Source organism: Sorangium sp. So ce176, assembly GCF_051519835.1.
GTDB classification, from domain to species: domain Bacteria; phylum Myxococcota_A; class Polyangia; order Polyangiales; family Polyangiaceae; genus Sorangium; species Sorangium cellulosum_G.
This window is the reverse complement of the sequence record NZ_CP150371.1, coordinates 874869-888973: the sequence shown is the minus strand read 5'-3', so window position 1 is coordinate 888973 and position 14105 is coordinate 874869. Positions and strand designations below refer to the sequence as shown.

Sequence of the window (14105 nt, the reverse complement as noted above, 5' to 3'; positions counted from 1 at the left end):
AGCGCGTTAGCACAGGTGGAGGACGCTTGGCGAGGCCGCGTTGACGGGGCGCTCCGCGTCCTCGGCCCCGCGCCCCCGACGTCCTCTGGTCGCGGCCGCCTCGCCGCCGGCGGCGTTCCGGCTCTGCTCCGGGCGTAGGGCGCGCGAGCTGCCGCGCGACGCGGGGCGAGGCGTGGGCGGGGCGTGGGCACGACGCGCGCGGGATACGCGCTGGACGCGGGTGCCGGGGCCGATTTGAGGAGAGCCCGTAGAAGAGGCGATCCAAGGACCACAAGCCCTGCTAGTAAGGAGAGCGGATGTCGGGGCATCCCGGCCTTTCGCAGGCCGAACGAGCGTGAAGGGGCCTGCGCAGGCAGTCGCAGCGCCCGCATCGGGTCGGGGAGCATGATCAAGGTCGAGTGCGACGGATGTAAATCGCCGTACCAGGTCGACGAGAAGCGCGTTCCCCCAGCGGGGCTCAAAATGCGCTGTCCGAAGTGCGGCACGAGCCTGCTGGTGACGAAGGGGGGCGCTGCGCCAGCGGCGACACCTGCGCCGACGCCTGCGCCCGCGCCGCAGGCTGACGCGGGGGGCCTTCATCTCGCGGAGCGGAGCGCAGCTGCGATGCACGACGACGCCGATCTGCCCGTGGCAGCCCCGGAGGACGTCGCGTTCCCCGCGGTCGCGCCGCCCCGGCGCGCCGGCCCCCCGCCGGTGCCGACCCCCCCGCGCCGCGGAGCGCAGACGGCGCCCGCCGCGCCGGCGCCGATCGCGGCGGCAGCGCCAGCGCCGCCGCGCGCCGAGCCGCCGGGCCCGGAGGTCTTCGGCGAGATCGGCCTGCCCGACGTGCCGGATCGCCCGGCGCCCTCCGATCGCCGCAACGCCAAGACGGTGCCGCAGCGCCGCGGCTTCGGCGAGATCGACCTGATGGTCGAGCTCCCGAGCCCGGCGGACGTCGAGGCGCAAGGGCTCGATCCCGACGACCTGCCTGTCGTGTACGGCAACATGCCCGCCGCGCCGTCGCCGCTCCCGGCGCGATCGCGCGCGGAGTCGCGCACCGCCCCGGCGACGCCCGCGGCGTTCGCCGAGACCGATCTGCCAGCGCGGGTCGATCCGCTTCCTCCGAGCAGCCGGCGGACCCTCGGGTTCGGCCCGCGCGACTCGGCGTTCGGCGCGCGCGACTCGGCGCCCGGCTCCCGCGACCCGGCGTTCGGCGCGCGCGACTCGGCGCCCGGCTCCCGCGACCCGGCGTTCGGCGCGCGCGACTCGGCGCCCAGCGGCCGCGCCGGGGCCGCCACGCAGCCGCTCGGCCGCGGGCGAACCCGCGGCATGGGAGAGGCCGCGCCCCCGCGCGTGGCCCCGGAGTACGACTTCGGGGACCTCGACGACGACGTGCCCCCGGCGCCGCCGGCGCGCTCCAGCAGCGCCTCGATGTCGTTCGGCTTCGGCGAGCTCGAGCTGCCCCTCGAGGGCGACAGCGACCCCGAGCTGCCCTCGCCTTCGTCGGGCGATCTGCCGATCGTGGCCGGCGATCTGCCCAGCTCGGTGCCGGGCGTCATCGGCATGCCCTCTCCGTTCCCGGACGCGGGCCTGCCCATGCCGGCCTCCGCGCCGCTCCCCTCGCCGGTCCGCGCCGGGCTCCCGGCCCCGAGCGCGGCAGGGCTCCCCGCCAACGCGCCCGCGGGCTACCCCGCCACGGCGCCCACGGGTTACCCCGTCGCCGCCACCGCGGGCTTCCCCGCCCATGCCCCCGCGGGCTTCCCCGCGCCGGCCACCGCGGGCTTCCCCGCCCATGCGCCCGTCGGCGTCCCCGCGAAGGCCACCGGCCCCGGGCTTCCCACGAAGGCCACCGGGCCCGGCTTGCCCGCCGGACCGGGCACCATCGTCGGCGCCGAGCTCTTCGACGAGGCACCGCCGGACTACGACGACTCGCGCGTCGGCGCCGCGTTCCAGGCGCCCGGGCCGCGCCCGCTCCCGCCGACGGCGCCCGAGCCGCCCAGCGGCGGCGGGATGCCGCCGGCGGATTTCGGCGACGAGATCGCGCTCGGCGAGAGCGTCACGAGCCTCGCCACCGGCGCCACGCCCGCCGCGTACGACCCGTCCGACCGCTCCGCGAACTTCACGCAGACCCCGGCGGACGACGACGATCGCGGCATCGAGCTCAGCGAGCCGCACCCCAGCGTCGGCGACGAGGTCGATCTCACGGGCGCCGGCACCGAGATCGGCGACCTGAGCGCCGGGCCGGAGGCGCAGGTCGAGAAGGCCGCGCCCGCCCAGGAAGCCCCGCAGCAGAAGACGAAGATCAAGCGCTACGTCGTCGCGGTCCTCGCCGTCGCCGCCGTCGGCGGCGGCGCGCTCGCGCTCGTGCCGGACATCGGCGCCTTCGGCGTGAACATGATCAGCGATCGGCTCAACGCCTCCGCGCACGAGGCGGCGCTCGCCGATCTCAGGAAGCGCACCCAGGCCGCCCTCGCCCAGGACACCGCCTCGGCCGCGAACGGCGCGCTGAACGACGCGAAGGCCGTGCGCGGCGGCGCGCCGCGGCACCGGGCGACAATGGCCTACGCCGGGTACGTCGCCTTCGCGCGCAGCGTCCGCTTCGGGCACCGGACCGTCGACGACGCCTTCGGCAAGGAGATGGTCGCGCTCGCGAGCTCCGAGCCGAGCGACCTGCTCACGCTGGCGGTCGCGGCGCAGGACGCGGCCACCGGCCAGCTCCCGCGCGCGCGCCAGGCCACGCAGGCGCTCGGCGCCCAGCTCAAGGACGACATCGACGTCGCCGTCCTCGCCGCCGAGATCGAGCTCCTCGCGAGCGACGCGCCCAAGGCTGTCGCCGCGTGGCAGCGCGCGAACGATCTCCAGAAGAGCGCGCGCACGCTGTTCGGCCTGGCGCGGGCGCAGCGCCTCGCCGGCGACGCCGCGGCCGCCGAGGCGAGCGCCAGGGCCGCGATGGAGGCCTCGCCGAACCACGTCGGCGCCCGCACCCTGGTCGCGTCGCTCCTCTGGCAGACGCCGGCGCGCGAGCAGGAGGCGCTCGAGCTCCTGGTCAAGGTCACCGGCGACGGTCCGGTCCGGGCCGCCGCGAGCGACCCCGAGATCGTCGAGGCGTACACGCTGCTCGGCACCGTCCACCTCACGAGATCCCGCATGAGCGCGGCCGAGCAGGCGTTCGCCGCCGCGGTGAAGATCGATCCGCAGGCGGTGCGCGCGCTGATCGGCAACGGCGAGGTCCTCTACAGGTCGGGCCGCTACTCCGAGGCGCAGGCGCGCTTCGAGGCCGCGGCCCGCGCCGACGCGCAGAACCTCACCGCGCACATCGGCAAGGCGAAGACGTGGCTGGCCCAGGAGCGCATGAAGGAGGCAAAGGACCTCCTGAAGGGCCTGCAGAAGACCCACGCGGCGGCCCCGCAGGTGGCCTACTGGATCGGGCGCACCGAGCTCGCGCTCGGCAACAAGAAGGAAGCGGAGCAGGCGTACCTCGACGCCGTGAAGTCGAGCGAGAACCGCCCGGAGGTCGTCGACGCCTACGTCGCGCTGGCCTCGCTGCTGTCGAGCCTGGGCCGCAACGAGGCGGCGGCGGCGAGGCTGTCGGAGGCGACAGCGAAGTTCCCGGACCTGCCCGCGCTCCACAAGGCCAAGGCCGAGGTCGCGCTCCAGACCGGGAGGTACGACGAGGCGCGGCAGGAGCTCGAGCTGGCGCTCGCCAAGGAGGACGATCTCGGCAGCCAGTTCAAGCTGGGCGAGGCGTACCGCCGCCTGCGCCGCTTCGACGACGCGGCGAGGATCTTCGACAAGGTCACGGCGGCCGACAAGGACTACCCGGGCCTGGCCCTGGAGCGCGGGCTCCTGTTCGAGGAGACGGGCCAGAGCGAGCGCGCGCTGGAGATGTACGCGGACGCGCTCCGCAAGGCGCCGAACGACATCGATCTGAAGCTGCGCGTCGGCTCGACGCAGGTCATGGCGGGCCACGCGAGCCAGGCCGAGCCGATGCTGCGCGACGTGCTCAAGGATCGCCCGAACTCCGCCGAGGCGCACCACTTCCTCGGCCGCGCGCTCCTCGTGCGCGGCACCAACATGGCCGAGGCGCTGCGCTTGCTGGAGCGCGCCGCGGAGCTCGACCCGAACCGCGCGGAGTACCACCTCTACGTCGGCTGGGGCGCCAACGAGACGGGCCAGACGGCGCGCGCGGAGGTGGCGTTGCGGCGCGCGCTCGAGCTCGACGCAGAGCTCGGCGACGCGTACTGGCAGCGCGGCGTCCTCCTGCAGAAGCAGGGGGCGAGCCGCGACGCGCTGGCGGACCTGAAGATCGCGCTCGAGAAGCGGCCGTCCCGCTACGAGGCCTACGCCACGATGGCGCTCTGCTACCAGGACCAGGGCAACTGGGCGGCCGCCGAGGAGGCCTGGCGTAAGGCGATCGCGTCGAACGACAAGGTCCCCGAGTGGCACTACCGCCTCGGCAAGATCTACGCGTCGCGCGGCAACCGCGCCGGGGCCGCGGCCGAGCTGGAGCAGGCCGTTGCCCTCGGCGAGGCGCCGGAGCGCTCGGCGCCCCCGTGGCTGTTCGACGCGCACTTCCTCCTGGCCGAGGCGCTCCGCGCGACGAACGACCGCGAGAAGGCGATCCGCCACTACCAGCGCTTCCTGGAGACGGCGCCGACCGACAACGCCTACCGGCGCGACGCGCAGCAGGCGCTGGAGAGCCTGGGGGCGGGCAAGGGGCGTTGAGCATCCCGTCCCCTGGCAGGGTCTAAGGCATCGTCAGCGCCACTCCCGGGCTGCGCAGATCCGGGCTCAGGCGGCGTTTCGACGCGCCGAGCACCTGAGGTCCCTGAACACAAGATATCTGAGATCCACGTGCCCTCTAGCGCAGTGCTCGGCAGAGTCGCGCACACCAGACCGGCTCAAGAAGCCGTCCATAGGCCAAGCATGCGAGGAGAAGAGAGAGACTTCTTCTCTCTCTGGCGTCTTGATAGTCCGTATCCCGTTCCACCTGAGAACGGTATAGCACAGCTAAAAGATGCTTCTTTGTTTGCGCACGACCGTCGCTGACGGCGCGGCGCTCGGCGCAGGCTTCGGCCGTGAAGGACTGGCCGAAACTGCGGCTGGCGCAGAGGCTGTGCTGGATGGTGCGACGACCAAAATCGACGCGGCTTTCTCTCCGGCCGAAGAAGCTGGTGGAGACGCTGCCACGGCCGATGCTGTGAGGAGAGGCGCTGGGTGGGGCGGAGGCGATACCGGGGGCTCCGAGGGCGACGAGGTGGCCGCTGAGCCCGCAACCGCCTGTGCGCTCGAGACGCCGTCAGCGCGATGCGACGAAGCCTCCCTCCCGCGGCTTTCGTCGTGCCCAGAGGTCGTGCGCCATACCATGAAACCAAGGAGACCGAGCAGGAGCAGCGCGAGAGGTGCGACCGCCAGAGGTAGCAGCCCGCGACGACGCCGCCTCCAGATACGTGTCGTGAGCGTGGTGGGAGCCCCCGTCGCATGGCCCGCTGGAACCTGCGGGCCACTTCCGTGGCTCTTCACAGGATCCTGCGCCTGTGCTGGACGGACTCCGGCGCCCTCGATCGGGATCGTCGCCTCTGGAAGTGCACGAGGATGCGACGGCAGGCTCGCGCGCGGACTCGACAGCCCCAACGCCTCGGCCAGAGCGCCGATCGCTGCGCGGGCCCCCTCGAACCGGTGCTCGGGGCGTAGGGCCGTTGCACGGAGGAACCAGGCATCGAAGGCCGGGGGTAGGATCACGCCGCGCCACGCCGCGCGAACGCTGGGCGGCTCGAGCGGTCCAGCAACGATCTTCGATAGCGCAGGGAAGATGGATGGTGCCGCCTTCATCTCCGCAGTCCAGTAAGCCTCCCCAGAGAGGATTGCGTGCGCGATGTGACCGAGCGCATACAGGTCGGCCCGCGGCCCGATGTCACCATCTCCGCGGATCTGCTCAGGGGACATGTAGAGCGGCGTCCCGATCGGCACGGTTCCCTTGGCCTGGCTGCTCTGTGCCGCCACCTTGGCGATACCGAAATCGAGGATCTTGACGCAGGGTGTTCCGTCATCGCGCGACGTGACGAACAGATTCTCCGGCTTCAGGTCGCGGTGCACGATGCCCGCCGCATGTGTCTTCTCGAGAGCGAGCGCGACCTGGAAGAGGTAGGTCACCGCCTCTGCTGGCGGGAGCGGTCCGCGTCGCCTCAGCATGCTGCCCAGCTCCTCGCCGCGGAGCAGGTCCATCACAAGAAAGGGCGTCCTGGAGGATACATCGATGCCGGCATCGGAGACCCGGGCGATGTGGTCGCTCTCCACGCCGCCTGTGATCTTCGCCTCCTGGGCGAAGCGGACGCGTAGATCGGGGTCGTCGACGATGCCGGGAAGCATCACCTTCAGGGCCCTGCGGCTGTGTGTCACCGTGTCCAGCACCTCGTAGACCGCGCCCATCGCGCCGGCCTTGATGCAACGGACGACCTCGTATCTTCCGCAGAAGATGGCGCCGGGGTGCAGGACGGAGAAGTGCGGGGGCTCCATAGGTTCTCCAGGAGGCACGATGCTCAGAGGGTACGAGCAGCGCCCCGTCCACAGTCATCAACCCGTCCCACGCAGGGCACGTACGACGGCGATGAAGACAGCCCAAACCCGGGTGCGATCTGGCCGAAGTGAAACCGCCTCGACGCGGAGGTCCTCAATGAGAAACGGCAGCGGACGCGCAGCATCGATCACCACCTCAGCTGCGCAGACACGCCTTGCGGGTTTAGCAAGATGTTGGAGCTCGAACCGCTAGGACCGGACGTGAGGACCAGAACGCCACCAGCCGTCAATAGTACCCCGCTGCTCACCAAGGTGACCAGCGACGCGGTGCCTAGCCCGTTCCCCTTGTCCTCAACCCTGAGCGCGATCGTGCCGAGGACCGTCCCCACGAAAGCGGCCGCGCCCCCAAAACCCAAGGCAACGGTGCCCAATGCACGTCGGTGCGAGTCATATCCGTCCTCACCGTCGCGATCTGTAGAGCCCACGCGCTTGGTCCAAGGCGCGCCTGCCACTTGCTGCGCCGCACTCTGGGTCGCTGTGCCCTGGATCTTACCTTGCCGCGCCGCGCCTTGGCGTACTGTGCCCTGCTGTGCTGCGCGTTCAGGAGGTGCGCCTTGGCGCGCGGTGCCCTGCGGAGGTACTCCCTGCTGCGCCGCGCTCACTGACGCGGTCCCTTCCTGAGCAGTCCCTGCCTGCGAGTTCGGAGACGGCGCCCCTGAAGCACCAGCGTTAGTGCCCGCCGACGGCCCGCCGGCATTGCTCCCGGGGCTTACGGACGGGGCATCTGTCAGAGCTTCCACTTTGATCGGTTGTGGGGCACCGCTCCGCTGTAGCGTGACGTTCTTACGCCACGGCAGCTTTCCCCGTGCAGTCGCCACCACGACGTGCTTCCCTCGCATGACCGCTACCGGCGCTCCCCAGCGCGCAGGCTCGACGCGAGCGCCGTCGAGCGTGATTTCCAGATCGGGCAAGGAGCGCACAATCTGGGGCACGTTCAGCTCGATTTTCACGATCTTTGAATCGAGGCGGGTCATGCAAAGAGCTGCGTCATGTGCCCGCTGGCCATTCTTTGCCTGTACTGCCGCACGCTTGGCATCAAAACATGTCTGCCATGCGCGTGCGGGCTCGCTCATCCCCTCATAGCACTCTGCGAGCGCCAAACGGGCGCCGAGTCCGTCCGGTTCGAGCTCAACTACCCGTTCCAGCTTCGGGCAGGCGGACTGGAACTGGCCGGCATCCATCTCGGCGATGCCTTCGTCGAAGAGCTTCTGTATTTCCCCACTGACCTTCGGCCCGGAGGGCTGAGCGCGCGCACGGACCGGGATGAGCAGCACGGGCAGGAGGCAAGCGACCACGAAAAGGGGGGCTGCAGGGGTAGATCGCACGGGCTACTCTGCTTTCCAGGAAAATCTCAGATCAGCGGCGGCGTCCCAGAGGGACGACGCGAGCGAGGCTACCACATCTGTACCGCCCGGAGGTGCCGGAGTGCCGCTCCGCCGGTCGGAACTACGTGGGCGTCCTCTATGCAAGCAGAGCGGGACCGGTGACGGCACGCTGCCCCGCGCGCCTGCCGGTCGCTATTCAGGGCCCGGCGGATCGAGGATGTCCTTGCCGAGCAAATTCCGCTCCTGTAGTCGATGCCGCGGTAGGGCACGCGTTCCGACGGCCGGAAGCATTTCCAGCTCTTCGATCCATCGACTGATGAGCGCTCGCCCCTCGACCTCACGAACGCCACCTCTGTTTCTGCTATGGCTAGACTACTCGGCTGTCTGCTCGCGTCCGCCATGTCGATATCCCACCACACGCGCGCTATACCTGACCGAATGACCCCTTCCATCACTGTTCGCCCCGCGGAGCGCGCCGACATGCCCGCGGTGGCGCGCTTCGCGGCGCAGCTCGTCCGCCTCCACCACGCCCTGGATCCGCACCGCTTCCTGTGCCCGGAGCCGATCGAGCCGGGCTACGAGCGGTGGCTCACCGGCGAGCTCGCCAACCCCGACGCCGCGATCGTCGTCGCCGAACGGAGCGGCGCCGAGCCGGCGCTGGTCGGCTACGCCTACGGCCGCCGGGAGCCGCGCGACTGGAACAGCCTGCTCGACGCGTGCGGCGTGCTCCACGACGTCTATGTGGACGAGCCCGCGCGCCGGCTCGGCGCGGGAGCCGTCCTGCTCGACGCCGTGATCGCGCGCCTCCGCGCCCTCGGGGCGCCGCGCGTCGTGCTCCACACCGCGACGCAGAACGCCGCCGCGCAGCGCCTGTTCGAGCGGTTCGGCTTCCGCCGCACGATGATCGAGATGACGCTCGAGCTCTGATCCGGGCGCCTCGATATCTCTGGATCCATGATCACGGCACGCAGGAGGACGTGATAGCCGTCCTCATGGACTGACCCTCATCGAGGTGGGCTCGCGCCTTCCGCGGCCGTCCGTTCCCATACCATCGTGTCGCGCGGCTCGCCGGCCGGCGTGAGCGCATTCGCCTCGAGCGTCGTCACGTGTCGATACCCGAGCCGCCGGGGCACGGCGGCGCTCGCGCTGTTCCGGGGATCGCAGCGGATCTCGACGCGGCTCAGCCCGAGATCCTCGAGCGCGACCCGGGTCAGCGCCTCCACCGCCTCCGTGGCGTACCCGCGGCGCGTCGCCGTCTCGCGGAGCCAGTATCCGATCTCGATCGCGTCCGGGCCGATCCGCGGGTGCAGCCCCGTGCCCCCGAGCACCTCGCGCTCGTCGCGCGTGAAGATGCCGTAATGAAAGTCGCGTCCTGCCACGAAATCGTCCCGGAACCTCTCCAGCAGCGCGATCGTGGCCTCCAGCGCCAATGGCTCGTGCACGGCCCACGGCATCCAGGGGCGCAGGTGCGCCAGGCTGGCGTCGATCGCCTCCCTCATCAAAGGAGCATCCTCGGGCTGCCACGCGCGCAGCACCAGCCGATCGGTCACGATGCGCGCCGGAGGGCGCTCACCCGCCATGGCCCCGCTCCACGCCCGCCGCCCTCGTGCATCGGACAACGATGTCAATCCCCTGTCGAGCGCGGCAGACCCCGCGATTGCGGTGTCCGGAGCCACCGAGATCTCCGCTGCCGACGCGAGCGATCATCACGCTGCGGAGCTTACGACGAAAGCCTCCCCTGAACATCCCTGCGCGTCCGGCGCGATCCCCTCCCGGGAGCGCTATCCCGCCGCAAGCGGGTTGCGCACGCCCGATCGAGCTCGTCGCCGACCCGAGGAGCGGCTTGACACATCCACTATAACAGACTAGCGTCCGTCATAGAAGAGTAAGACAGAGAACAGCGGCGCTCCCCCGGTGGGCCGGGAGGATACCTGCGTCCGCCGCGTTTGGCCGATCCGCTCGCGCCGAGGTGCCGCTCGACGGGGTAGCGGACTGCGGCTCTGCCGGTCGCATCCGCGACCAGCAACCACGAGGAGGAAGAGGATGAAGATCTGAACAACCCCATCCCGCGAGGCGCGACGTCTCCCGGGTATTTGCCTTCATCGACCGTTCGAACAGCAGCGACCCCTCCCGGCGCCCAGCGCTCAGCGGAGCGCCTGTCGCGAGCAAACCGACCCCCAAGCACCTCCACGACGCGCCCACCGGGCCATCCGGGGAGCCCGCGCAGCATCGCCGGCCTCCGACACGATCACCACCGCACGCCGGCGTGACTGCTGCCGCAGCAGCACGTCGCCAGCAATCGCTGCTCCTGCCGCAGCAAGTCCATGTCCGCCATGACGGAACACGATCCGTTCCCGCGATAGCGCTCTGGCACGCTATCTGCTCGAGCAGCGGCGCGTGAGATGACGCGAACGCGATCGAAGACCGTCGCCGATGCCGGCGCGCGCTCCGAGCCTGAACCAGCGCGGCGCGACCTGGAGGGACATCCGGTGGATCCGGACGCTCGTCCTTCTGCTCCGCGCGGCAGGAGAGCATCTCGCGTGGCCGGAGCCACGAAGGAGAACAGGATGACGAAGCTGCGACTCTACAGCGCGAAGGCGTGCCCCTTCGCTCACCGCACCCGGCTCGTGCTTCAGGAGAAGGCGATCGACCACGAGCTGACGGAGGTCGATCTTCAGAACAAGCCGCGGGCGTTCGTCGACGCCTCGCTCTACGGTAAGGTCCCGGCGATCGAGCACGAGGGCCACCGCATCTGGGAGTCGGCGATCATCAACGAGTACCTGGAGGAGGTCTTCCCCGATCCCCCGCTCCTGCCCCGGGAGCCCGGCAGGCGCGCCCTGGCGAGGATCTGGATCGATCACGCGAACACGCGCCTCGTGCCCGCGTTCGGTCAGCTCCTCAGGGCCGAGACGCCGGACCAGGAGGCGGAGGGGCGCAAGGCGCTCGGCGACGTGCTCGCGTTCATCGAGCGCGAGGCGCTGGCGAAGTCGAGCGGGCCCTACTGGCTCGGCGCCGAGGTCAGCCTCGTCGATCTCGCCTTCTATCCGTGGTTCGAGCGGCTGCCGGCGGTGGGGCGCCTGCGCGGGTTTTCCATCCCGGCGGAGCTCACGCGGCTCCGGGCGTGGCTCGACGCCGTGCAGGCGCGCGACGCTGTCCGCGCCAACCTGAACCCTGTCGATTTCTACGTGGAGCGTTACGCGAAGTTCGTGAAGCCGGCGACGGCCGCCTGAGCGGCACCGAAGACGAGGACATCATGCTGAAGCTCTGGGGTCACAAGAACTCTTCCAATGTACAGAAGGTCCTCTGGGCGCTCGACGAGCTCAAGCTCGATTTCGAGCGCATCGACGCCGGCGGGCCGTTCGGCCGCGTCAAGGACGCGGACTATCTCACCCTCAACCCGAACGGGCTGGTCCCGACGCTCGAGGACGGGCCCCTTGTGCTCTGGGAGTCGCACGCGATCGTGCGGTACCTGTTCACCCGCTACGGCTCGCCGCCCCTCCAGCCGAGCGACATCGCGGACAGGGCGCGCGCCGACGCCTGGACAGACTGGCAGTTCGGGACGCTGTGGCCCCCGGTGCGGACGCTCCTGGTCCAGCTCCTGCGCACGCCGGAGGAGCGCCGCGATCAGGGCGCGATCGACGGCGCGCGCAAGGCGGCGCTCGCCGCCCTGGGGATCCTCGACAAGGAGCTGTCACGGCACCCGTGGACCGCAGGGGAGTACTTCACGCTCGCCGATATCCCCCTCGGGGTGGCGGCGCAGCGGTGGTACAACCTCCCGATCGAGCGGCCCGCGCTCCAGCACGTGGACGCATGGTACGGCCGCGTCAGGCGCCGGCCAGGCTTCGAGCGCTGGGTGGACCTCCCGCTGAAATGAGGCGCGCGCCCCGCGCGGGCTCATGACGTGAGGCGCGCGCCCCGCGCGGCGCATGACGGACGGCCTGTATCGCCCGCCCGTCTCCTTCTCTTTCTCTCCCTCGCGGACGGCCAGTCAGAACATGGGCAGCTCGGTGTCCAGCCCGAGGAGCACGCGGCCCTGGACCTCGCGCGTCTGCGGGGCGACCAGGGCGTGCTGCGTGACGGCGTGAACGTCGCGGAAGCAGCGCTGAAGAGGGCTCTCCGCGTAGAGCGCCGTGGCGCCGCCCGCCGTGAAGGCCAGATCGACGGCGCGGGCCGCGCCGAGCGCGGCGTTCGTCGCGGCGAGGCGGACGCGCGCCCGCTCCCGCAGCGAGATCGGCTCGCCGGCGACCGCGGCATCCCAGACGGCGCCGACCGCCTCGACGAGGTACGCCCTGGCCGCGCCCAGCGTCGCCTCGGCCTCGGCCACGACGAGCGCCGTCGACGGCCGCGCGGCGAGCGACGTCATCGCGCCGGCCGGCCTCTTGGTCGCCGCGAGCCGCATGAGCTCATCAAGGGCTTCACGCGCGATCCCGAGCGCTGTCGACGCGACAGCGCTCGCGAGGAAGCCGAAGAGAGGGAACACGAACAGAGCCCCCGGATGCGTCGGCGCGGTCATCGGGAGACGGATGCACCGGCGGCTCGGCACGAAGACGTCCGCGACCTCGAAATCGTGGCTCCCGGTGCCGGCGAGGCCGGAGACGCGCCACGTATCCAGGATCTTGCACTCGGAGGCGCGGAACATCGGCACGACGGCCTCGGGCACGCCCGCCGGCGACATGCGCGGGGCCGCCCCGTCGAACACCACCGCTGTGCCGCCCAGCCAGTCGCAATGCTGACAGGCGCTCGCCATCGCCCACCTCCCGGTGACGCGATACCCCCCCTCGACCTCGATGGCGCGCCCGCTCGGCGCGAAGACCCCCGCGGTGACGGCATCGGGGCTCGCGTACATCTCTTCAGCGCCCTCCGCCGGGAGGTACGCCTCGAACGCGCCGGTCGTACCGCAGATCATCGCACACCACCCCGCCGCGCCGTCCGCGCGCGAGAGCTCCTCGATCACGCGCAGGGTCGTGAGGGGGTCGGCCTCGAGGCCGCCGGAAGCGCGCGGACGACACATCCGGAAGATCCCCGACTCCCTGAACGCCCTCGCCACCGGATCGGGCAGACGGCGCTCGCGCTCTCCCTGCTGCGCGTGCTCCTTGACGAGCGGAACGAGGCTGCGCGCCACGTCGAGGAGCGACTCGGACTGGGTGGAAGACATCATGACCATGGCGTCCGACTCACCCCTTCTCGGGCGGCGGCTGCGCGTACCGCGCTTCTTCCGCGTAGTATTCAGGGAAGCCGACGACCTCCTGGAGCGCCCCGAAGCTCATGCGAGGGTCCGGGTGCCGGCCGGCGCGCAAAGCCGCGAGCGCCTCGCGCATGGCGGCGGCGGCGACCGAGAGCAGGGTGAGCGGATAGGCCGCGATCTTGTAGCCGATCGCCTCGAGCTCCGCCGGCGGCAGCACGGGCGTCCTGCCGTGATCCACCATGTTCGCCATCGTCGGCGCGCGCACCTCGCGGCAGAACGCGCGCATCTCCTCCACGCTCTCGGGCGCCTCGAGGAACACGATGTCTGCCCCGAGGTCGGCGAACGCCCGGGCCCGCGCCAGCGCCTCGTCGAAGCCGTGCGTCTGCCGGGCGTCCGTGCGGGCCATGACGAGCACGCCGGCGCCCTCGTCGCGCGCGTCCACCGCGGCCCGGACGCGGGTGAACGCCTCGTCGCGGGGCACCACCTGCTTGCCGCGCGTGTGGCCGCAGCGCTTCGGGGCCACCTGGTCCTCGATCATGACGCAGGCGAGCCCGGCCTTCGCATAGCCGCGCACCGTGCGCTTCACGTTCATCGCATTGCCGTAGCCTGTGTCGCCGTCGCCGATCACCGGGATCGACACAGCGCCGCAGATCGCGCGCGCCTGGTCGACCATCTCTCCATACGAGATGAGCCCCGTGTCCGGGGCGCCGAGGCGCGCGGCGGAGACAGCGAAGCCGCTCATGAACGTCAGCGGGAAGCCGGCCTGCTCGATCAGGCGCGCCGACAGCGCGTCGAAGCAGCAAGGCATCACCAGGAGGCCGGGGGTCGCGAGGAGCTCTCGGAGCTGCTGAGCAGAGGACACGACAGCGACGATAGCCCGACCGGCAGCCCTCCGCGCAAGCGGAAGACGCGCGGCGCCGCGGGCGTCCCGGGCGCTCCCTCGGCCTTCCAGCGGCGCGCCGGGAGGCCTCGGCAGGGCGGCGCTCCCTGGGTTTCTGTTGCCGGGTCCGACCGTCGAGAGGCAGGATGCGGCCGCGATG

General features: G+C 71.3%; 9 protein-coding genes. 4 read left to right on the top strand and 5 right to left on the bottom strand.

The features are described 5' to 3' along the window. Positions 1-384: 384 nt before the first annotated feature. Entirely contained in the window at positions 385-4704 is a 4320-nt protein-coding gene (locus tag WMF42_RS03330) for a tetratricopeptide repeat protein (RefSeq protein WP_437690118.1), read from the top strand. A 285-nt stretch (positions 4705-4989) separates the two neighbouring features. Here WMF42_RS03330 and WMF42_RS03325 read toward each other — a convergent pair whose 3' ends face one another. Further along, on the bottom strand, positions 4990-6495 hold the full coding sequence (locus tag WMF42_RS03325; protein WP_061610540.1) for a serine/threonine-protein kinase: 1506 nt from the start codon (positions 6493-6495) through the stop codon (positions 4990-4992). A 188-nt stretch (positions 6496-6683) separates the two neighbouring features. Beyond that, the gene (locus WMF42_RS03320; protein ID WP_437690116.1) at positions 6684-7829 is read right to left on the bottom strand and encodes a hypothetical protein; all 1146 of its coding nucleotides are present in this window, start codon (positions 7827-7829) and stop codon (positions 6684-6686) included. 489 nt (positions 7830-8318) lie between these two features. Here WMF42_RS03320 and WMF42_RS03315 point away from each other — a divergent pair, with 489 nt between their 5' ends. Beyond that, positions 8319-8807, top strand: coding sequence for a GNAT family N-acetyltransferase (locus WMF42_RS03315; protein WP_061610538.1), 489 nt, complete (start codon positions 8319-8321; stop codon positions 8805-8807). Positions 8808-8884: 77 nt separating this feature from the next. Here WMF42_RS03315 and WMF42_RS03310 read toward each other — a convergent pair whose 3' ends face one another. Then, positions 8885-9460 (bottom strand): GNAT family N-acetyltransferase, encoded by a 576-nt coding sequence (locus WMF42_RS03310; RefSeq protein WP_437690113.1) that lies wholly within the window; start codon positions 9458-9460, stop codon positions 8885-8887. A 987-nt stretch (positions 9461-10447) separates the two neighbouring features. Between WMF42_RS03310 and WMF42_RS03305 the strand changes: the two genes are divergently transcribed. Next, the gene (locus tag WMF42_RS03305; protein ID WP_061610542.1) at positions 10448-11110 is read left to right on the top strand and encodes a glutathione S-transferase family protein; all 663 of its coding nucleotides are present in this window, start codon (positions 10448-10450) and stop codon (positions 11108-11110) included. Between the two features lie 23 nt (positions 11111-11133). Beyond that, positions 11134-11754 (top strand): glutathione S-transferase family protein, encoded by a 621-nt coding sequence (locus tag WMF42_RS03300; protein WP_061610536.1) that lies wholly within the window; start codon positions 11134-11136, stop codon positions 11752-11754. Between the two features lie 114 nt (positions 11755-11868). Here WMF42_RS03300 and WMF42_RS03295 read toward each other — a convergent pair whose 3' ends face one another. Continuing rightward, the gene (locus WMF42_RS03295; RefSeq protein ID WP_437690111.1) at positions 11869-13044 is read right to left on the bottom strand and encodes an acyl-CoA dehydrogenase family protein; all 1176 of its coding nucleotides are present in this window, start codon (positions 13042-13044) and stop codon (positions 11869-11871) included. A gap of 10 nt (positions 13045-13054) precedes the next feature. Further along, entirely contained in the window at positions 13055-13927 is an 873-nt protein-coding gene (locus WMF42_RS03290; protein WP_061610534.1) for an isocitrate lyase/PEP mutase family protein, read from the bottom strand. Positions 13928-14105: the final 178 nt, after the last annotated feature.

Coding starts and splice junctions, on each gene's coding strand:
- WMF42_RS03325 (WP_061610540.1), bottom strand. CDS start 6,495: ATGGAGCCCCCGCACTTCTCCGTCCTGCACCCCGGCGCCATCTTCTGC.
- WMF42_RS03310 (WP_437690113.1), bottom strand. CDS start 9,460: ATGGCGGGTGAGCGCCCTCCGGCGCGCATCGTGACCGATCGGCTGGTG.
- WMF42_RS03295 (WP_437690111.1), bottom strand. CDS start 13,044: ATGGTCATGATGTCTTCCACCCAGTCCGAGTCGCTCCTCGACGTGGCG.
- WMF42_RS03300 (WP_061610536.1), top strand. CDS start 11,134: ATGCTGAAGCTCTGGGGTCACAAGAACTCTTCCAATGTACAGAAGGTC.
- WMF42_RS03315 (WP_061610538.1), top strand. CDS start 8,319: ATGACCCCTTCCATCACTGTTCGCCCCGCGGAGCGCGCCGACATGCCC.
- WMF42_RS03305 (WP_061610542.1), top strand. CDS start 10,448: ATGACGAAGCTGCGACTCTACAGCGCGAAGGCGTGCCCCTTCGCTCAC.
- WMF42_RS03330 (WP_437690118.1), top strand. CDS start 385: ATGATCAAGGTCGAGTGCGACGGATGTAAATCGCCGTACCAGGTCGAC.